Consider the following 18,966-nt stretch of genomic DNA (forward strand, 5'->3'; position numbering starts at 1 on the left):
AACAATTATAATTATATATATATTAAAAAAATATATAGTAATCATTTTTTGCTAATATATTCTCATTATTTGTTTTTAGATACATTGTCATTTATATATGAAATATGTCGATTATTCAAAAAAAGCCAACCGGACTGTGTCCAATTGGCTTCTTTTATCTATGAATTGTTCCTGCCTGCATATTTTTGAGTTTTATATCTCTTGTTGCTGTATATTCTTCAATAGATATTACTTTATACATACGAACTCGCCATTCAAGTATCCTGAAGTAATTTTTCATCTGAAAGTGGAAGCTCTTTACTGAGTGCGGTAAAAAGAGGCTTTAATTTATTGATTCATTTTAGCAATTTCTCAACTTCTCTGACAGCAGCCATGTATCGTTCCTGATACGAACCTTTTATGGATACGACTTGTTTGCCATGAGAAAGTATCAGTTCTTTGATCTGGTTGCTATATTTAAGCCTATCATCTCTAATGACTTCACTTCTGTCTCCGTCCTGAACAAAAGGAACATCCGGCTCAAGGAACAGAACCAAATCATAGGTATTGATGGCGTCTATGGCATCAGACAAAGCTTTATTTTTCTCAATCTCAGGATCATTGAGGAAGTTCATGTAAAACTGCGTAACAAGAGCATCGGTATCAACAAAAAGTACTTTATTACTGTTTTCTATAGCCTTGATCTCGTTAAGCTTATGCTGCAACAGTATTTCTGTAAAATCCGCAGATAACATCATCAGGTCTGTTCCGCTTCTCTCAGAAATATCTCTTCCGGCCTCATCTATGTAATTTGTTGCAAAACGATTTGCAAGATTGATTGTCAATGTGGATTTTCCGGTGCTTTCGCCGCCCATCAAAAGAACCTTTTTTACATAAAAAGGCTTAACCACATTTGGGAGCCACTCCCAATGCTCATATGGATTCTTTCTAATCTGCGTAGAGCTAATTTCATTTCTTGGGAATCTATGCAGCTCGCTGTCTGGATAGCACTTATTCCAAAAGCTGTTTTCATCATAATCATCACCGCAAAGACAATATCTATAGGCTTACCAATTTTCTCTTTTACCTTCTTAGCATCTGCATCCCAGCAGTTTTCGTTGTAATCTTCCTTGGAAACCGTATCGTCCTCAAGCATTATGATACTAACATTCCCGATGTGCTTGGTAAGCTGATACAGCCACCTGTATCTTACTCTGTAATCGATCTCGCCGCGATTAGTGCCAACGCTTAATACTATATATAATTCCTCGCACATGTTGGCTGCCTGTATTATGCAGTCAACGTGGCCCAGGTGCAGCGGATTAAAAGATCCGCCATACATTCCAACTTTATATCTCATTTTTCTTAGCCTCCTTATACCAGCGGAAGAACATGATAAACGCATTTACAAGATACACCGACCACATAGCCAGCGTAGCAATTGTTTCGCCGCCCTGCATAAAATTAACAGCCCACATAAATACCGTGACGACATCAACAACGATCCACAGGATCCACTGTTCTGTAAGACGCTTAATTGAAAGTATCTGAGCTACTATCGATACAACGGTACTCATACTGTCAACATATGGCAGATTACCACCAAGCATCTTCAGAATCATTCCATAGCCAACAATTCCAATCGCAGTAATAGTGTAAAGTATAAGACTTTTCGATGGATTAAGACGTTCTTTTATGACTTCACCTGTTTCAGAATTCATATATTTGCGCCAGGCGATGAATCCTACGAAATTGAGGGGCAGATAGTATAAGACGTTTAGCATTACTTCGCCATAATATTTTGCACCGAAAGCAACTATGGCATATAGAATTGTGTTAAAAAATCCAAAGATAAACGATGAACGCTTGCCTTTGCCGGTAAGTATTACGCACCATACACCAGTAAGAGCTGCAAAAAGACTGATCAGCGAATCTTTCCAGTAAATAGATAATCCAAGTATAACCGCTGTGGCAAGCGCAAGCCACGCCACATCAAATACTTTCCATCCGGCAAGTTCTTCTTTTAAATAGTTACGTATTGCTTTCATTTAAGTCCTCTTTCTTTTAGTATTGCCTTTTGAAGATATTTCACTGCTGGGCCCATTCCTTGAATCTTTGAATATAAAAATCTATACTGCTCATACTACATTGTTTTATTCCTAAAAAAAGTTATTTGATCCCATACTGTTTTTTCGCAATATCTTGGTCTTGCCTTTACCTTTACTAATCTGGCAATTCTCTTGCCTACTTCATCAGTCCAACGCTCATTTGGCAATCTACTTGCTAATTCCAAAATAAATTTTGTATCGACAGGGAATTTATTACATATATAATCTAATTCTCTCTCGCCTAATAAACCAAGAGGAAAGACCTCTAAAATCCTAATACCTAAAGCATCTGAAAAATCTTTAATACACATTTTCAAAACATCTTCAGGGATATGCTTGATATACTCCTGTAACTTTTCATTTGACATTCGGCTTTTGAAGTCAACAAATCCATCGTCAGAAAGCGCTGTATATGGAAAGATGCATTTCCTTCTGTTATCTAATGCACATCTAACTAATTTCGGTGTTATTTTATCTGATGATATTCTTTCAAGATTCATCCAGTTTTTCTGGACAAGTTTATAATCCGTAAGCTCTTTATCTTCTGGGATCATATTATTAACAATATCTTCACCTACAATTCTTTTTATTATAGAATCATCCCATTCACGTAGAATATTGGATGTAAAGAGTCTTTGTAATTGATTCACTCTCCTAGAAACGCTGTAAAGACTGTTTTTGATATCAATTTTTTCAAAGTCATGGTTGTCTTTACCTACTTTTTTTAGTATACCTTTAGTAACAGCCTGTTTTTTCGCTTCTAGGTAATCTCTATTACATTTTATATAATAATCATGTGATTCCATGGATTTAAGAAGCTTTGAAAAAGAGCCCAATTCTTTCACAAGACCAAAGAATGGAGAATAATAAAATGTAATCTTCCCATCATTAGGATTAATCATCATATGATGATAAAAATCCACATCAACTATTAGTCCATGTATATGCCCAGCTTCAGGGTAAGGTATTTTTAATTCTTTGACAGTTTCCGATAACCTTTCTTGATATTTTCGTAATGGTAAAAGTGCAGAAACATACTGATAAATCATAGAATAGAAGCATTCGTAAAAATACCTTATATCTGTTATCTCGCTGATAGTCTTTACTAATCCTCCTTCACAAATCTTTGTGTTTTTATTATTAACAACAAAGAATCCATAGAATCCATTTTGCTTTATCATATAAAACTTAGCATTCTTTGATAACTGATTTCTTATATGTCCAACACGTATATCTTCTCCATTATATCTATAAAAATCCATATACTGTTTAATTGTAATTTCATGAATTCCATCATCATAATTTATAAATGGATTATAACACGCACCGATTATAGCATCTTTCAATTCAATCTCTGTATTATCATATCCGATCTGATTGTCTGCAAATATGCGGCTATTGTTTTGTGAAGATATAGTATTTATGTGATCATGTCCAGTAAAGTAATAACAATGATTATCAACCTGGCTATTCATCCAGTCTTTTAATGGATAATGTGTAATAGCTATAAGTGGCTTTTGGGTTTCTTTTGCTACGGACAATAATTTTTCATATTCTTGATTAGTTCTATCTGATTCACATGCTTCGTATTCTCTATTGCCATGCATATCTTTGGGACCAACAAGGTTATTAGAGTTATAAAAGTTGTTATACTTTGCAAAGCCTGTCCCACCAAATACTATGCAGTTTCTAAATTCAACAGATTCATTATTTAGAACAGTAATATCATATTCACTTAAACGATCTTTATATACCTGAACAGCCTCTTCAACAGTATTGTAATTAGAACATTCATGATTGCCTAGTATATAAAATATAGGGCAGCATATATCGTCTTCATATTTAAATTTATTTATCTGTTTTCTCATAAACAAAAAGAACATCTCTACATTATCGATATTATCAGCTAGATCACCATCAATAATAAGACACTTTCTAAGACGTGGCTCAACAGATAATGATATTTTATTATTCCTTAATTTGAATTCAAGATCTCTCCTTTCTTTATCTGTCATATCTCTTGTTTCATCAATAAACAAATAATAATATCCGTTTAGAAGATCAGCCATATGGCACGGCGTTATAGATCTCCTAGTCATATAGTTAACTGTATCGTTATTAAATATCTTTTTAACCAGATTTCTTATATATTTACTTCGAGTCCTCTTATTAGCTAGGTTAATTCCAGCTTTACGCATATGTTCTTCCAAATGGATATCAGAAATATAAAAAACATGTATTTTTTCTAATATATTGCCTTCGCTGAACGCACTTTGCGGAATAGTCAGTTCATTAATATCATGTAATGTTGATAACATGTTCTTAGTGTTATCTGATAACGATTCTCTTAATTCATCATACTTATCCATAATACCTTCTCCTATATTTCTGATAGTCCCAAGAGTATTACTAACTTAGTCAATATAGTCCACATCTGTCCTGTAACCGTAAATTGTGACAATGTCGTCCTTGATTTCACCAGGTACATGAATAGAGCGTAATTTTTCTAGGACATAATCTTTGTTTTCAAAAGTAAGCTCTATCTGCAGATAATCTATGTCTTCCCAATGTCTGGGCTCACATCCAAAGTGTGACCAAGTTCCTTCCCATGGGCATAAATAGCCATTTAAATCTTTGGTTCTCCATCTGATTAAGATATTATCTTTATGACATTCATTGTCATAGAAGAATGCCCTGAAAATCTCATTCCATTTTGTATTGTTCATACCTTATAACTCCTGCTTTCGTATGCAGTACGGTCTGCTGTTAGTCTCCTACTCATAATACATCATTACAGTATGTTTTGTTGTAGTAAAGTGTAGCGAAAATCATTAGTTTTATGAGACGGTTGAATTATATGTAAATAGCCACTTTCGTTGAAACGAAAATGGCCATTGAATCATATGCTATCAGTTAAATAAGCTTGGTACACCATGCCATGTTAACTGTGGCATCTTCAATTTCGGTTGACGGATTATATCTTTGCATTTCGCTGAATATTCCTGATTCGCTAGAAATTGCTAAAAGCAAAGGCGAAAACATGGACTTCTTGTACTTGAAGATCTTGCATTCAATTCCGTCATTAGTCTTAAACTGTTTTGTATATTTTATGGCTTTCGGCTTGCATCCAAGCTCACTTGGATACATCAGCCATTCTATTACTGCTTGTTTTTCTTCTTCAATGCTTCTCGTAATTGGCATTTATTCCGAATCTCCTTTTGTTCAGTCGATAAAAATACCAGGCACACCCTGCTTCCTAAGCTTATCAAACTGCTCTATTAGCTCTTTTCCCCATACTACAATCTCCTGTTTCCAGGGATGACCAAACATTCCATAAGTCCAGTCTTTATCAATAAAGAAATGATAATCTCCGTTGGGATAATAGGTGGGGAAATAAATATTGAAGCCTGCATCCTGATAGCTATATTCATATGGAATGTGCTCAGAGGGCTTATACTCAAAACAGTCATGCTGATAATCAAGCGCATAAACCTCGCTGTCAGAAATCTCTTCAAACAACGAATTCACAATAGCTTCGGCCTTTTCATTCCAGCAAGATGTCGCAATCTTATACGTTTTGCTTGATTTAGGGATCTTAATCCATGACTGGTCTTTCCACTCGTTATATGATGGTTTAAAGCAAAACTCAGAAAATATGCGATCCCATATTAAGTTGTATTCTTCATCACTTGTAATTCGTCTCATAAGTACTGTTCTCTTCACTAAGCAGATATTTCCATAATTTCCAAATCCATATTGCTTTTGGAAATCCAAGTGTAGCGAAAAATATTAGTTTATCGCTGCAAATCAAAAATTGAGTCATCTATTAATGCTAAGTTATTCCTATAATAAGCTGCTTGTGCGAATTCAATCCTTTCAATGTATTGCGTGTAGTTCTCAGGGAAATTCTTTAATTCAGTAAGATCGTTAGGATCAAAATGGTAAATGAATTCCTTAAGAATTTTCTGGTAAGTGTAGTCGATTTCTTTGGTTATTTCCGGATCCTTATCCCTTTGCCCGACAAATGCAACGATACAATCATAATACTCCCAGAATTTCTCAACAGAAAAGATGCTTTCTTCATATAGATAATAAAAGAAACTTTCTCCTGTGCATTCATAATTATCACTTAATACTTTTGTTGCTTCTGTTATATTCATGTTAGTTCCGCCTTTATGACATCATACATAATTCAGCATCCTTCCTGATGCTTCAAGTCTTCTACTATTCAGGAATTCTCTGTATGCATATTGCAAGTTTATATGGATCTCCGATTATCATCTTTCATTTTCTACTTTCTTGATATTTCAAAAAAGACTCAGCTTCTTCCCTGACATTTTCAGGCAAAGACTTGTTGTTAGATATCTCTTTTAAGGACGATAAGTACTTCTCTTTTTCTGGTTTATCAGAACCATTGATAACTCTGTTAAACATCCATAGTGTATGAACCGTTGGTTTTCGTATAACTGACTCATGTAGTAGCTGTTCATATCCGTTCTGGTAATACTTTTCCACGTAATGAACTATCGGCCCAGGCATACCATAATCAATATCCGGATTGTTTTCCATAAACGTCAAAATCGTCGTGACATACTCAATAGAATCATCTTCTGTTTTTATTTTGGATATTATCTCATCCGTCAGATAAAAGTCTTCTGAGATAATTGCCGCTGTAAGTTCCTTATAGTATTTCATCACGTATCCCTCATTTCTCCAGATATTTTATCTAACTGAAACAATCCTCCCTAAGCATCCATATAGGAGAAAGCATCTGCTTGGCATTGCACTCTGCCCAGAAATTCGCCACATCATGATTGGCCTCATCATTTATGATTTCTGTTTTAAAACTCCTTACCAATGCTATAAATTTCTTCGCTTCTGCCTGTACGATTTTGTATTCCATTGTTTTTCCTCCATCTATTGTAATTTTTATTACAAGAGGATTGAAAAGTACTAATTTGGCATTACCTTCCCTGGCAACACTGGGTGATATGCCATGGAAACGGGTAAAAGCCTTGGTGAAACTTTCCGGTGTATCGTACCCATACTTCAGTGCAATATCGGTGATTCTGATATCAGTATCTACGATTTCTCTTCCGGCCAGAGATAATCTTCGATTTCGGATATAAGCATTCGCCGTGGTTCCTGTCAGAAAGCTGAAAGCTCTATGAAACTCATAGCTTGAAATGTGCACATGCTTTGCAACATCTTCATAATTGATCTCTTCGAGAAGATGCTCTTCCATATAGGTAATTGCTTTTTGCAATGACGATATCCACTCCATACTTTTTTCTCCTGTTGATGCAATTATAGATGGGATGAAGAAATGTTACATTTCCTACTTTGCGTAGTTTTGTCAGCTATAGTAACAGTTCGAAAAGCCACGATTGAACAAAATCGCTGCGCGATGGCCTGCCTAGGCTGTGTGCAGTGATTTTGTTTAACTTGAAGTTATCTGACAGACTGCCATTCCTCTTTGGAAAGGCATGTTATGTGTTCCGTTCGGAGAACGCCCTCTATGGCACAGGGCACATTATAGGCCGTATGATGATAATGAAAACCGCACTTCTCCTGAACACGCTTTGACTTTTCATTCCCATCAAAGTAACCACACCATATTTTATTAAGTTTCAGGTTTTCAAAACCGTAGCGCATCAATTCCCTGGCTGCTTCCGGTATCAGCCCTCGTCCCCAATACGGAACTCCGATCCAGTAGCCGATTTCACCTTCTGAATCAGGAAGGCCAATATTGCTGGCTTTCCCAAGCATAAGTCCAATGCTGCCAACAGGCTGGCCTGATTCTTTTAATACTACAGCATAGGTTTCTGGCGCTGAAAGAACCCTCCGGATTATTCCACGGCTATTCTCTACACTTGTATGAACCGCCCATCCTGCGATTGGTCCCACATCAGGATGACTTGCATATTTAAATAAATTCTCCGCATCGCTTTCTTCCCACGGTCGGAGGATCAATCTTTTCGTTTCAAGTATCATGGCATACCTCTCTTACCAACGGCATCTCTGCAAACTGGAATCTACAGTGCTAATTCCATCAGCCAGCAATCTACTTTTTCTCCCTCAAACATCTCATGTTTTGGAAGTGATTTAATGATTTCAAACCCGGCTTTCTCGTATGCCCTTATAGCCCTTTTATTATCTTGGTGCGGGTCAAGGAGAACTCGTTCCGCAGCCATATTTTCTTTCAGATGAGAAGCCATCATTTTCAAAAAAGATGAGCCTATTCCCTTACTCCAGTATTTCGGCTCACCTATAAACTGATCCATAGCAAACACTATATGTCCATCGTCAAGATAGTCATATTCATCGAACAATTCACCACTCAATTGATAGGCCTGTGCATATCCGATGGGGGATTTCTTATACTCGATGATCATTCTGAATCCATCTGGAATTTCTTCCAAAAAATGTGCAGACAAAGTATCCATCGTAAACCTGACGTCACGACCTTCGTAATACTCCAGCACTCTCTTATCTGTCAACCATTTAAACATGAGTGGAAGATCTGTTTCCGTAAAATCTCGGATTGTTATTTCATCTTTTTCTATTTTCACGTAATCCTCCCCGCAAACTGCGATTTGTATTTAGTAAAACTCAGTTAGCTTTCTATCCAATTCCCTGATTTCACCAGAAGTAATTTCTCTTAATAGCTTTATTTCTTCGATCTCTTCTCTATCGATTCGTAATTCTTCTATTTGCGACAGATACTCTTTTCCTAAAGATACTCCATAAATTGCGCCGTATTCTTCTCGGATCTTATCACTAAAGTAATCTGGCTGTATTTCAAAGTGAGCAAGCCCCAACCATTCCGGATCACATTCTATTCCAAGTTCCTCTTTTGCTTCACGAATCATTGTGGTCCGTAAATCCTCGCCCGGCTCTGGACAACCGCCAAATATTTCCTAGGCTTTTCTCCAATGATTAAATCCCATGAGATAGTCATCCTCTATTTTTACAACAAGAAGACAAACTGTTATAGGAGCATAATCTAAAGAGGCTTTATCTTCAGAAATATTGATAAATTCGAGCAACTTGTTTCCTGCCTGATCAATTGCCAACATAAAATTACCCTTTCATATCAGCTACAAACTGTCTTACATTCTTTCAATCCCTATTATACATAAACCCAAAGTGTAGCGAAAATCATTAGTTTTATGAGGCAGCTAAAGTATAGAAAAATAGCCATTTCCCCTAGTATTAGCACCGCAGAAAATGGCTATTATAAAATTTATCTTCTGATTTTCCGCTCTAAGTCCCTAGAAGGTGGAGCGTTATGCTGGAATTCAAAGTTCCATAATTTCTAAATCGTCCGAAACCAAAAGCTTTCCATTATCCAAAGAACGGGCATCTTTCTTTGATACACTGCTGGTTCTGCGATGAGAACTCACAGTGTTGCTTCTCATATTCAATCTGCACACCGAAGTGCTGTCTTACGTACTCTATTCCATGTTTGAACGCAATCATAGCATCTCTTTTACAACATCTTGGGCCATTTATCTTGCCAAGCTCTCCTATGGCGCTTGATGTAAATGCCATGTGATCTCCCCATGTGCCATCCTCAGAAAGTGGTCCTGTACCATCAATAATAGAAAGAGCTGCTCCTATAGATGTTATCGCTCCGCATATTCCCCACAGTCCGCACATTGCTCCCGGCATCCGAAGTCCTTCTTTCAAAAGCTTCTCCAAGGCATAGTCTATATCTATTTTGCCGCCAGCATTATGATAAGCCATTAAAAGACATGCCCCATCTAATATATGATGCTCTGGCCCATGTATGCTTATATACTCTTTTTTTGCCATTGACTTAAACATCTTAATAGGATTTACGCCTTTTTCATTACGTATATCTTCAATAATCCTGTTTGCTTTTTCTTCAATAGTCATAAGTAGTTCCATTTCCTGCTTTATATTATGAATCTTAATTCATATAAAGTAGACCTGTAGCGTTTACTAAGAATAACTCTCGATAAAGTTGTTAATCACTAACACTATTATAATATCAGATAAAAGAAAATCCTTTTTACATCATTAAAAGCAACAAAAACAGCTCAATGAGCTGTTTTCATGTTTGAATTTATTACTAATTACCTGCGGGCGAGTTCATCAGTTACGTCTTCCCATGAAACTCCCTTTTCTACCATAAGCACCATCATGTGATAGAGGTAATCTGCCATTTCGTAAACAATCTCGTTGCCGTTAGCGTTCTTGGCTGCGATTGTGATCTCGGTTGCTTCCTCGCCGCACTTTTTGAGGATCTTATCAAGTCCTTTATCGAAAAGGTAGTTGGTGTAGGAGCCTTCTCTTGGGTTGACCTTGCGGTCTGCGATGACGTTATATACGCTGTCGAGAACCTTCTGGGGGTTCTTCTCAGTATAGTCTTTCTTGGCAATTTCGTTGAAGAAGCAGCTATAGGAACCTGTGTGGCAGGCAGCGCCGATCTGCTTGACTTTTGCAAGAATCGTGTCGAGGTCACAGTCTGCTGTGAGGCTCTTAACGTACTGGAAGTGGCCTGAGGTATCGCCCTTTTCCCAGAGTTCATTACGGGATCTGCTAAAATATGTCATCTTGCCGGTTCTGAGGGTTGCGTTATAAGCTTCCTCGTTCATGTAAGCAACCATGAGAACCTGATCTGTTCTGTAATCCTGCACTACAACAGGCACCATGCCGTTAGAATCAAGCTTGAAGTCTTCCCATTTGTATTTTGCCTCGAAGGTCTGAACGTCGATTCCTGCTTCGATGGCGAACTTTCTGAGGTCATTGATGTTCTGAGCGTTAGCTGAAAGGGCTGAGCCTGTTATAGCGCATACCTGATCTGATAGTAGAACTGCCAGCGCGCCGCCTTTCAAGTTAGAAAGGTCAGATTCCGGATTGTCGAGATATACGATGTGAGGTATGTCCTTAACGCCTTCTTCAGGAACAACAGGGTTTGATACAAGCTTTTCAGCAAAGCCCGCATTTGAATTAAGACCATCTACAGCCGCAGATTTTGGCATGAAGATCATCAGGCTTGCAAGTTCATTTATTGCAGCTGCATTATCAGCAACTATCTTTCTGCTATCAGCAGTATCGGCATAGCTTATAACGATCTTGTCCTTGCCAAATTTCTTGGATACTTCTTCAAGGATCTCGGCATTTTCAGCTTTGGAGAAGTTAAGAGCAGCCATCTTACAGCCTGCATACAGGAGCTTTTTGACATCTTCCATCCTTTTTACATTGCCTGCACCAATAACGGGAACATCTGTATTAGAGCAGATCTCCTTCAGGATATCAAGCGATTCCTCGTGGCTCTTATCGTCTGTAGACTGGTCGAATACGATGATTGCGTCACAGTTAGCGTCGTTGTAGCTTACAGCGAGCTCTACAGGATTTTCAGAGATAACAGTCTTGTCAAAAAAGCTTTTTACTGCCTTTTTGTCGTTAAGGATTATGGATGGAATAAACTGCTTTTTCATATATTTAGGCCTTTCGATATATTTTAAGTCAATATGAATGTATTAAATACAAGTTATTTTCTGGTCATATTACCAAGATAATAGATAATACTTTTTAAATAACTATTCTATGTATTGGTATTCTATAAATCAAAGAGTACCTTTGGTGCTAAGTACGTCCGTGATTCTCTCATCAAACATAGTTGCCTGATCCATTGCTTTAGCAAAAGCCTTGAACATAGCCTCTATCTTGTGATGATCATTCTCTCCGGAGAAGAGTCTTAAGTGAAGATTGATCATAGCGCCATAAGATACTGAGTAGAAGAACTCATTAACGAGCTGAGTATCAAACTCTCCCACCATAGGCGCTGTGAAGCTTGCATCCATCACAAAGTAAGGTCTTCCGCAAAGGTCAACTGCGCACATGGCACATGCTTCGTCCATAGGAAGGATCATTGAGCCGTAGCGCTTTATGCCTTTTTTGTCCCCAACAGCCTTAGCTATGGCCTGGCCGAGAACAATGCCGGTATCTTCAACGGTGTGGTGTCCGTCGACATTCAGATCACCCTTAACTTTGACGTCAAGATCAAACAGGCCGTGGCGTCCAAATGCATCCAGCATGTGGTCAAAAAAGCCTATGCCGGTATCAATGCTTGTTTTACCTGTGCCGTCAAGGTTGATTGTTACGGTGATGTCTGTTTCTCCGGTTTTTCTTGAGATAGTAGCTGTTCTAGCCATGTGTCATCCTTTCTATAATGAGGACTTTTTAGTTACATTTTTACTATTTGAAAAATTTACAGTCTTATTGTAAATCTTTCAATTACTTCATGACTCAAATCTAACCGTAATGCTGTTAGCGTGAGCTGTAAGTCCCTCTTCCTTGGCAAATCTCTCTATATCCTTGTGAACTGCTTCAAGGCCTTCTTTAGAATAAGCAATGATGCTTGTCTTCTTAACAAAATCATCTACAGAAAGAGGTGAGAAGAATCTTGCAGTCTGGTTAGTAGGTAATATGTGGTTAGGGCCTGCAAAATAGTCTCCCAAAGGCTCTGAAGAATAGTGTCCAAGGAAAAGAGCTCCTGCATTCTTGACCTTAGTCATTACTTCAAATGGATTCTTTGTAATAATCTCACAGTGCTCTGAAGCAATTGCATTGGCAGCTTCTATGGCATCATCCATGTTTTCTGCAACAAATGCATAGCCGTAACTATCAAGTGACTTTTGTATTATCTCTTTTCTCTCAAGAACTTCTAAGAATTTATCTATCTCTTCTGATACCTTGTCAGCAACTTCTTGAGAAGTTGTTACAAGAATGGCACTTGCCATCTCGTCGTGTTCTGCCTGAGAAAGAAGGTCTGCTGCAACCCACTTTGGATTTGCAGTTTCGTCAGCGATTACAAGGATCTCAGAAGGGCCTGCGATTGAATCGATAGATACGTGGCCAAAGCATGCCTTCTTGGCAAGAGCTACGAAGATATTGCCGGGGCCTGTGATCTTGTCTACCTTAGGTATAGATTCTGTACCAAAAGCCATAGCTGCTATAGCCTGAGCTCCGCCAACTTTATAAACTTCTGTAACGCCTGCAATATCTGCAGCTACAAGAGTTCCTGCATTAAGTGATCCGTCCTTTGAAGGAGGTGTAACCATTACTATACGCTCAACTCCAGCAACCTTGGCAGGGATCACGTTCATTAAAACAGAACTCGGATACGCTGCCTTGCCTCCCGGAACATATACACCTGATATTTCAACAGGAAGGACTCTCTGGCCCAGTATTGAGCCGTCATCCTTGGTTGTAAACCAGGACTCTCTCTTTTGCTTCTCGTGGAAATCTTTGATATTGGCAGCAGACTTCTTCATTACTTCGATAAACTCCGGATCGAGCTTTTTGTAAGCTGCATCGATCTCGTCTCTTGTAACTTTGATCGTATCTTTAGTGATCACGCACTTATCGAACTTCTGCGTGTATTCAAAGAGAGCTTTATCACCTTTTTCTCTTACATTACTTATTATATCATTTACTGTGTTTTCGTATTCGGTATAGCTTGCAGGACTTCTCCTTTTTAGGATGTCGAGAAGTTCTGATCTTGATTCATCAGTAAGCTTAACTATTTTCATTATGTTCTCCCTAATATAAAGATGATAGATAACTGTTACATTAACACTCTTTAAGTGCAGCCTTCATATCTGCGATCAGTTTTCTGATCCTGTCATTCTCCATCTGCATGCTGACAGGGTTCACTATGACTCTTGCAGATAAAGGGCAGATCTCTTCGAGAACTTCAAGGCCATTAGCCTTGAGTGTTGATCCGGTCTCAACTATATCAACAATAACATCTGAAAGCCCTACGATAGGACCAAGCTCTACAGAGCCGTTTAGTTTGATAATATCAACTGTCTGATTTTTCTTATTATAAAAATAATTCTTGGCAATATTGGGATACTTGCTGGCTACACGTATCATCTCATGATGGCTCAGAAGTTCCTTGGCAGATGGTGGTCCTGCAACGCACATCCTGCACTTTCCAAAGCCAAGATCTAGAACTTCATATACATTTCGCTCTTCTTCAAGGATCGTATCCTCGCCGACTATGCCTATATCTGCAGCGCCATACTCAACATAGGTCGGAACATCCGGACCTTTTGCAAGGAAGAATCTTAGTTTTAACTCTTCATTAGTAAAAATAAGTTTTCTGGTCTCCTTGTCAGTTACTTCCTCGCACTGTATACCGCATTTTTCCAAAAGTTCCATGGTGCTTTTGACAAGTCGCCCTTTACCAAGGGCAAATGTTAAATATCTCATTGGCAGTTCTCCGATTTTTTGGTAATCACTATAAGTATCATTCAAATAGTTTGAAAAATTATTCATGTTTAAGAACTATATAATAGCCTTGAGCTCTTTTGCTCTGAACCATGGCAAGTTTGCTTTCATAATCGCTGTCGCTATATGTAACAACATCTGGTTCCTGGCTATAAGATATCGGGATATTCTGACTGTACAGAGCGCTCATTATATATTCAAGATCGACCATGTAGCCTATTGCCGGGGCATCCTTGCCAAACTTTGAAAGGAGGTTATCATATCTGCCGCCCTTGGCTATCGCATCGCCTACGCCGTATGTGTAAGCCCTGAACATGACGCCTGTATAGTAATTGTATTCTGAGAGCATTGCAAGGTCGAAGTATACATTGCCAGACACTCCATACACATCTAAAAGATGATACAGATTCTTGAGCCTTTCTATAGAAGATCTGGCTCTTCTACTTACGATATCAGCAGCACCTTCCTCAAGTTCATCAGCGGTTGTGAAATCGGGCATATGGACAAGGACATCAGCGTACTTGGAATCTATCCTGCCATCTGCGACCAGCTGATGGAGGTATTCTTCAAGAGCAGAATAATTACGTCCTGCAAGGTACTGTCTTATCTGATTCTCAGTGTCTTCATCTATCCCGGCTTCTTCGACTATACCTTTAAAATAGTCAACATCACCAATAGTAACCTTAAAATCGGTAAGGCCTGTTGCTCTTATAGATTCGATCATCATAGCGATCATCTCTGCATCAGCCTTGACTGATCCGTCACACATAAGCTCGGCACCCATCTGGGTATGCTCACGGAGCTTGCCTTGAAGTCTGTGAGTATTGATAAAGATATTGCCGCTGTAACATATCCTTACAGGATCGTTATCTTCCATAAAATACTTGGCGATGCATCTTGCAACAGATGGAGTAAAATCAGGGCGAAGAACAAGTGTATTACCTTCATTATCGAACACCTTATAAAGATCTCTGGCACTAGCCTGACTTATCTCCTTGGCAAAAACATCATAGAATTCAAATGTCGGAGTCAGGATATTCTCATATCCGTAGCGGTACATGATCTCCTTGATCTTATGCTTAACAGTACTGCGTTCATAAGATTCTCTGCCATAAACGTCTCTGACGCCTTCAGGTGTATGGACAAGTTCTTTGCTCATAAATTCCTCCGATGCTTTATTACGGTAACGTGCTACCTCGCTAATCAATTACTAAGAAAGAGTATACAGGACAATCCTGCATATGTCAAAGATTTTTTAATCTCTGTTTTCAAGATCTTTTTGTAAAGCTTCAAGATAAGGTACAAATCCATCAGCTTTATGTTTTATAAAATAATCAGTATTAAGTTCATCAAAACGAAAGCTCTTACGCCCTCCTGACTGCGCTCTGTCCCAGAAAACTTTCAGATCTTTGTAGGGCAGATAATACATCTCATCTCTGCCTGTGTAATATATAAGAAAAAAGGCTATCCCGTCCTGCTTCTCAAAATTTTCCATAAAAGCCACCTGATGCGGGTGAATATTCTGTAAAGAAAATGTATTCACCGCACACTCCTTAGCATCGAAGCATACAGGAATCCCCTGTACAGCACCGATGTAGTCGACGGTACTCTTCTGGTCAAAATAAGCAAGAGTGATATGCCTTGTTTCTTTGTCTATATTGATAGGTGTAATAGGGGTAGGGATCTTCTGAATAAGCGCCAGTCCCTCCGCAAGATATCTTTCATTGGTACGATTGATCATGTCTTCGAGAACAGAGCCTCGAAGACCTCTGGAATTCCATGTCGCCATATAAATCCTCAAAAAGAAATATAGTAGATTTTGTAATATACAAATACTTATTTAGTCAACGCGTGGCTGATCAGTCAATGATCTATATACTGCCCGCCCCAGCAAAGCCTTTGGTGAGATACTGCACCATCCAGGTGAGAAGTTTGAGTATCTAATTAGTAAACTTATCTTTTACAAGATTTTTAAACTTAGAATATAAAGGAGCTACAATCTCCATTCCCGCAAGATTGCCAAACGCAGCTTCATCATCAGGGAACTCTAGTCTGTAGCAATGAAGAAGCTGGGACTTAAGTCCATAAGTCTGTTTAAAGTTCTCATTGACCTTCTCATCGCCGTATTTGGGGTCTCCTACTATTGGGTGACCTATTCCTGACAGATGAGCCCTTATCTGATGAGTTTTACCTGTACGAAGTTCCACTTCAAGGTAAGTCAGATTCCACTTCTTATTGACGGATACAGGGCTATAAGCTGTTTCTATATAAGATGAGTTATTGACTTTGTCGGTCTCTGGGTCATTAGTAATAGACGTTTCTTTTTTTGACTTGTTATATAATTTAACATTATTCGGATTATCGTTATCCGGATTATCATTATCAGACTTATAATTATCAGACTTATCATTAAGATCCGATATGTTTCTGACTGTGACTGTATTGGTCTTACTATCTTTTTTCAGAAGTCCTTTGATCTCTTCCGGCTTATCTATGATCCCTGATACGACTGTTCTGTAATATTTTTTAAAAGTCCTGTCTTTAAGCCCTTTGGCCATTATCTGTGCGCCTTTTAAGCTTTTGGCGCAGATAACGATTCCTGATGTATTACGATCAAGGCGATTACATACAGATGGCCTGAAGGTGATCAGGTCATCTGGTTCAATTGCAGTAGTATCAAGAAGATAACCCACTATCCACTCATTAAGCGATACATCACCTTGTTCTGCTTTTTGAGTAAGAATCCCTACAGGTTTATTAACAAATACAACATCCTTATTTTCAAAGATAACTTCAATTCCCTTAAGGCTTTTAAATGCCTTCTTGAATTCCGTTACAGATACACCTTCGCCTCTTTGTGCTCTGGCAAGTCTGTCATTGGCAAATTTAAGGAATGTATCGTCAGAAAGCCACAGGGTCACGATATCTCCGACTTGAAGTTTCTCCTGACCTGTAGCTTTTTTGCCATTAATAACGATATTCTTTTTACGAAGCATCTTGTAGATAAATCCCGTAGATGCTTTGGACAAGTACTGCCCCAGAAACTTATCAAGTCTCTTGCCGGCCTCGTTGTCTTTAATAATAAATTCTTTCATATGATTACTATCTGATCACCTTTATAACAATGTTTGAGACTTTTTTATAACGAAATTGATTCCAGTATTCCGGATACTGTCTGAATAGTTCCGGGAACCCAGGCATCTTCTATAGCTTTTGGATCTATGTTGTGATCTTTTCTAAGCTTTTCGAGCTGGTCAAGACGTTTGCAATAGTCATCAACATTACGAAATATTTTAATAGTATAGTCATGGTATTTACTAAGCGATATCTGGTTCTTAATATGCTCCTGACAGTCTTGTATATCCATGTCCTTATCTTCAGTATATCCCGCAATATTCTTCTCAAGAACTGTTATAGCGCCAACATTGTAGGTGCTCTTCTCAGAAGTAAGGCTTAGATCATAGATCATATTAAGTGATCCTGCATGCGCTTTAATCTTCTCATAAGAAGACCTGGCAAGCGGAATAGCTCTATAATACATTATAAGATTGATAATGCTCCATCCAAGAGGAAGGCAGCCAAGAGCCGCCACTATAGAGAATATATTCTTATTGGTCTTAGTAATTAATAGACCTATAATAAAAAGACCTAATATTACACCTCCCATGATCAATGATCTTACGATCGCAACTTTCCTTTGGTACAAAATATGGCCAAAATCGCCTTTGTATACTCTTTTCATGTAATCTAACATCCTTGATATATAATTATTAATATTTTAAACAAGTGCTACTCATAGTTTTTTTACTTTTAGTAAAAAAACTTATTGATCACTGCCGTTATTATCAGTAAGCATCTTTATCTCTTCATCAGTAAGTCTTCTGTACTGACCAAGTTCAAGGCTTTCATCAAGACTTATAGCTCCCATTCTGATCCTTCTAAGATAGAGAACTTCATTGCCTACAGCTTCCATCATTCTTTTGACCTGATGAAATCTTCCTTCATGTATTGTAAGAAATACAACAGGTCGGCCCTCTTTGTCTGTATCACCGCGTTTTACAACAGCAGGAAGTGTTATGTCAGGTGTCCCGTCTTTTCTCACATCGCCTATATCTACACCCTTTGTAAGCTTATCGATATCATCATCCGAAAGTTCCTTTTTAAGATGAACTTCGTATTCCTTATCAACATGATGACTAGGCGATAAAAGTCTGTGGATGAGCTGTCCATCATTGGTTATCAGTAGCAGGCCTTCAGTATCTATGTCAAGCCTTCCTACAGGTGATAGGTCCTTAACATTCTCATCTTTAAGAAGATTAAGGACTGTTGTAGTCCTACCGTCTCTTGTCGCAGAAATAACGCCGTCCGGCTTATTGAGCATGTAATAACGGAACTTCTCATACACAAGTTCCTGCCCCATAAATACAACCTTATCGGCGTTTTCATCTATATGCATATCTGCTTTTTTGACGGGCTGTCCGTTAACTGTGACAGCCCCGTTTTTTATGTGTTCTTTGATCTGTTTTCTGGTTCCTATTCCAAAATCAGAAAGAAATTTATCAAGTCTTTGCACTTTTTCCTCTACTTTGTTAAAAAATCTATTAGCTGT

24 protein-coding genes are annotated in these 18,966 nt (G+C 38.2%); all 24 read right to left on the reverse strand.

Annotated elements, in window-relative coordinates; genetic code table 11:
* Window positions 1-335: 335 nt before the first annotated feature.
* The 24 genes from BMX21_RS19655 to BMX21_RS06355 all read right to left on the reverse strand — a co-directional run bounded on the left by BMX21_RS19655 (window position 336) and on the right by BMX21_RS06355 (window position 18,930).
* Window positions 336-890, reverse strand: coding sequence for an AAA family ATPase (locus BMX21_RS19655; protein WP_242952884.1), 555 nt, complete (start codon window positions 888-890; stop codon window positions 336-338).
* Window positions 869-1,339, reverse strand: a complete 471-nt coding sequence (locus tag BMX21_RS19660; protein ID WP_242952885.1) for an adenylyltransferase/cytidyltransferase family protein — start codon at window positions 1,337-1,339, stop codon at window positions 869-871. The genes BMX21_RS19655 and BMX21_RS19660 overlap by 22 nt, the downstream gene beginning before the upstream one ends.
* Entirely contained in the window at window positions 1,329-2,027 is a 699-nt protein-coding gene (gene pnuC / locus BMX21_RS06255) for a nicotinamide riboside transporter PnuC (protein WP_027217771.1), read from the reverse strand. The genes BMX21_RS19660 and pnuC overlap by 11 nt, the downstream gene beginning before the upstream one ends.
* A 95-nt stretch (window positions 2,028-2,122) precedes the next feature.
* On the reverse strand, window positions 2,123-4,456 hold the full coding sequence (locus BMX21_RS06260; RefSeq protein WP_092042467.1) for a metallophosphoesterase: 2,334 nt from the start codon (window positions 4,454-4,456) through the stop codon (window positions 2,123-2,125).
* Window positions 4,457-4,501: 45 nt separating this feature from the next.
* A complete protein-coding gene (locus tag BMX21_RS06265) occupies window positions 4,502-4,813 on the reverse strand; it encodes a DUF6678 family protein (RefSeq protein ID WP_092042470.1) in 312 nt (103 codons plus the stop codon).
* A 187-nt stretch (window positions 4,814-5,000) separates the two neighbouring features.
* Window positions 5,001-5,288 carry a hypothetical protein gene (locus BMX21_RS06270; RefSeq protein WP_092042473.1) on the reverse strand — a complete coding sequence of 96 codons (288 nt, stop codon included), beginning with the start codon at window positions 5,286-5,288 and terminating at the stop codon, window positions 5,001-5,003.
* Window positions 5,289-5,309: 21 nt separating this feature from the next.
* The gene (locus tag BMX21_RS06275) at window positions 5,310-5,792 is read right to left on the reverse strand and encodes a DUF2716 domain-containing protein (RefSeq protein ID WP_092042476.1); all 483 of its coding nucleotides are present in this window, start codon (window positions 5,790-5,792) and stop codon (window positions 5,310-5,312) included.
* Window positions 5,793-5,881: 89 nt separating this feature from the next.
* Complete coding sequence (locus BMX21_RS06280; RefSeq protein WP_092042479.1) at window positions 5,882-6,247, reverse strand: Imm41 family immunity protein; 366 nt, start codon at window positions 6,245-6,247, stop codon at window positions 5,882-5,884.
* Window positions 6,248-6,371: 124 nt separating this feature from the next.
* Entirely contained in the window at window positions 6,372-6,782 is a 411-nt protein-coding gene (locus BMX21_RS06285) for a hypothetical protein (RefSeq protein WP_092042480.1), read from the reverse strand.
* A gap of 31 nt (window positions 6,783-6,813) precedes the next feature.
* Window positions 6,814-7,371, reverse strand: a complete 558-nt coding sequence (locus BMX21_RS06290; protein ID WP_092042482.1) for a helix-turn-helix domain-containing protein — start codon at window positions 7,369-7,371, stop codon at window positions 6,814-6,816.
* A gap of 167 nt (window positions 7,372-7,538) precedes the next feature.
* Window positions 7,539-8,081, reverse strand: a complete 543-nt coding sequence (locus BMX21_RS06295; protein ID WP_092042485.1) for a GNAT family N-acetyltransferase — start codon at window positions 8,079-8,081, stop codon at window positions 7,539-7,541.
* Window positions 8,082-8,122: 41 nt separating this feature from the next.
* On the reverse strand, window positions 8,123-8,653 hold the full coding sequence (locus BMX21_RS06300) for a GNAT family N-acetyltransferase (RefSeq protein ID WP_330390161.1): 531 nt from the start codon (window positions 8,651-8,653) through the stop codon (window positions 8,123-8,125).
* A 36-nt stretch (window positions 8,654-8,689) separates the two neighbouring features.
* Window positions 8,690-9,004 (reverse strand): NUDIX domain-containing protein, encoded by a 315-nt coding sequence (locus tag BMX21_RS06305; protein WP_278304225.1) that lies wholly within the window; start codon window positions 9,002-9,004, stop codon window positions 8,690-8,692.
* A 3-nt stretch (window positions 9,005-9,007) separates the two neighbouring features.
* Window positions 9,008-9,166, reverse strand: a complete 159-nt coding sequence (locus BMX21_RS19355; protein WP_177173952.1) for a hypothetical protein — start codon at window positions 9,164-9,166, stop codon at window positions 9,008-9,010.
* Window positions 9,167-9,434: 268 nt separating this feature from the next.
* The gene (locus BMX21_RS06310; RefSeq protein WP_242952886.1) at window positions 9,435-10,001 is read right to left on the reverse strand and encodes a DUF5714 domain-containing protein; all 567 of its coding nucleotides are present in this window, start codon (window positions 9,999-10,001) and stop codon (window positions 9,435-9,437) included.
* Window positions 10,002-10,189: 188 nt separating this feature from the next.
* Window positions 10,190-11,557 carry a bifunctional phosphoribosyl-AMP cyclohydrolase/phosphoribosyl-ATP diphosphatase HisIE gene (gene hisIE / locus BMX21_RS06315; RefSeq protein WP_092042495.1) on the reverse strand — a complete coding sequence of 456 codons (1,368 nt, stop codon included), beginning with the start codon at window positions 11,555-11,557 and terminating at the stop codon, window positions 10,190-10,192.
* Between the two features lie 129 nt (window positions 11,558-11,686).
* Entirely contained in the window at window positions 11,687-12,274 is a 588-nt protein-coding gene (gene hisB, locus BMX21_RS06320) for an imidazoleglycerol-phosphate dehydratase HisB (protein WP_022753152.1), read from the reverse strand.
* A gap of 87 nt (window positions 12,275-12,361) precedes the next feature.
* Window positions 12,362-13,654: a histidinol dehydrogenase gene (gene hisD, locus BMX21_RS06325; protein ID WP_092042498.1), complete on the reverse strand. Its 1,293-nt coding sequence runs from the start codon at window positions 13,652-13,654 to the stop codon at window positions 12,362-12,364.
* A gap of 40 nt (window positions 13,655-13,694) precedes the next feature.
* Window positions 13,695-14,339, reverse strand: coding sequence for an ATP phosphoribosyltransferase (hisG, locus tag BMX21_RS06330; protein WP_022753150.1), 645 nt, complete (start codon window positions 14,337-14,339; stop codon window positions 13,695-13,697).
* A gap of 58 nt (window positions 14,340-14,397) precedes the next feature.
* Window positions 14,398-15,516, reverse strand: a complete 1,119-nt coding sequence (gene hisZ / locus BMX21_RS06335; protein ID WP_022757099.1) for an ATP phosphoribosyltransferase regulatory subunit — start codon at window positions 15,514-15,516, stop codon at window positions 14,398-14,400.
* Window positions 15,517-15,612: 96 nt separating this feature from the next.
* Complete coding sequence (locus BMX21_RS06340; protein ID WP_022753148.1) at window positions 15,613-16,146, reverse strand: Holliday junction resolvase RecU; 534 nt, start codon at window positions 16,144-16,146, stop codon at window positions 15,613-15,615.
* A 151-nt stretch (window positions 16,147-16,297) separates the two neighbouring features.
* A complete protein-coding gene (locus BMX21_RS06345; protein ID WP_143057210.1) occupies window positions 16,298-17,452 on the reverse strand; it encodes an RluA family pseudouridine synthase in 1,155 nt (384 codons plus the stop codon).
* A 44-nt stretch (window positions 17,453-17,496) separates the two neighbouring features.
* Window positions 17,497-18,099: a hypothetical protein gene (locus tag BMX21_RS06350; RefSeq protein WP_092042500.1), complete on the reverse strand. Its 603-nt coding sequence runs from the start codon at window positions 18,097-18,099 to the stop codon at window positions 17,497-17,499.
* An 81-nt stretch (window positions 18,100-18,180) separates the two neighbouring features.
* Window positions 18,181-18,930, reverse strand: a complete 750-nt coding sequence (locus BMX21_RS06355) for a pseudouridine synthase (RefSeq protein WP_022753145.1) — start codon at window positions 18,928-18,930, stop codon at window positions 18,181-18,183.
* Window positions 18,931-18,966: the final 36 nt, after the last annotated feature.

Origin of the sequence: Butyrivibrio sp. TB, assembly GCF_900110805.1 — a bacterium.
GTDB lineage: Bacteria > Bacillota > Clostridia > Lachnospirales > Lachnospiraceae > Butyrivibrio > Butyrivibrio fibrisolvens_C.

Excerpts from the sequence above, each read along its gene's own strand:
- BMX21_RS19660 (WP_242952885.1), bottom strand. The coding sequence starts at position 1,339 with ATGAGATATAAAGTTGGAATGTATGGCGGATCTTTTAATCCGCTGCAC.
- pnuC (WP_027217771.1), bottom strand. The coding sequence starts at position 2,027 with ATGAAAGCAATACGTAACTATTTAAAAGAAGAACTTGCCGGATGGAAA.
- BMX21_RS06260 (WP_092042467.1), bottom strand. The coding sequence starts at position 4,456 with ATGGATAAGTATGATGAATTAAGAGAATCGTTATCAGATAACACTAAG.
- BMX21_RS06265 (WP_092042470.1), bottom strand. The coding sequence starts at position 4,813 with ATGAACAATACAAAATGGAATGAGATTTTCAGGGCATTCTTCTATGAC.
- BMX21_RS06270 (WP_092042473.1), bottom strand. The coding sequence starts at position 5,288 with ATGCCAATTACGAGAAGCATTGAAGAAGAAAAACAAGCAGTAATAGAA.
- BMX21_RS06275 (WP_092042476.1), bottom strand. The coding sequence starts at position 5,792 with ATGAGACGAATTACAAGTGATGAAGAATACAACTTAATATGGGATCGC.
- BMX21_RS06280 (WP_092042479.1), bottom strand. The coding sequence starts at position 6,247 with ATGAATATAACAGAAGCAACAAAAGTATTAAGTGATAATTATGAATGC.
- BMX21_RS06285 (WP_092042480.1), bottom strand. The coding sequence starts at position 6,782 with ATGAAATACTATAAGGAACTTACAGCGGCAATTATCTCAGAAGACTTT.
- BMX21_RS06290 (WP_092042482.1), bottom strand. The coding sequence starts at position 7,371 with ATGGAGTGGATATCGTCATTGCAAAAAGCAATTACCTATATGGAAGAG.
- BMX21_RS06295 (WP_092042485.1), bottom strand. The coding sequence starts at position 8,081 with ATGATACTTGAAACGAAAAGATTGATCCTCCGACCGTGGGAAGAAAGC.
- BMX21_RS19355 (WP_177173952.1), bottom strand. The coding sequence starts at position 9,166 with ATGTTGGCAATTGATCAGGCAGGAAACAAGTTGCTCGAATTTATCAAT.
- BMX21_RS06310 (WP_242952886.1), bottom strand. The coding sequence starts at position 10,001 with ATGGAACTACTTATGACTATTGAAGAAAAAGCAAACAGGATTATTGAA.
- hisIE (WP_092042495.1), bottom strand. The coding sequence starts at position 11,557 with ATGAAAAAGCAGTTTATTCCATCCATAATCCTTAACGACAAAAAGGCA.
- hisB (WP_022753152.1), bottom strand. The coding sequence starts at position 12,274 with ATGGCTAGAACAGCTACTATCTCAAGAAAAACCGGAGAAACAGACATC.
- hisD (WP_092042498.1), bottom strand. The coding sequence starts at position 13,654 with ATGAAAATAGTTAAGCTTACTGATGAATCAAGATCAGAACTTCTCGAC.
- hisG (WP_022753150.1), bottom strand. The coding sequence starts at position 14,339 with ATGAGATATTTAACATTTGCCCTTGGTAAAGGGCGACTTGTCAAAAGC.
- hisZ (WP_022757099.1), bottom strand. The coding sequence starts at position 15,516 with ATGAGCAAAGAACTTGTCCATACACCTGAAGGCGTCAGAGACGTTTAT.
- BMX21_RS06340 (WP_022753148.1), bottom strand. The coding sequence starts at position 16,146 with ATGGCGACATGGAATTCCAGAGGTCTTCGAGGCTCTGTTCTCGAAGAC.
- BMX21_RS06345 (WP_143057210.1), bottom strand. The coding sequence starts at position 17,452 with ATGAAAGAATTTATTATTAAAGACAACGAGGCCGGCAAGAGACTTGAT.
- BMX21_RS06350 (WP_092042500.1), bottom strand. The coding sequence starts at position 18,099 with ATGAAAAGAGTATACAAAGGCGATTTTGGCCATATTTTGTACCAAAGG.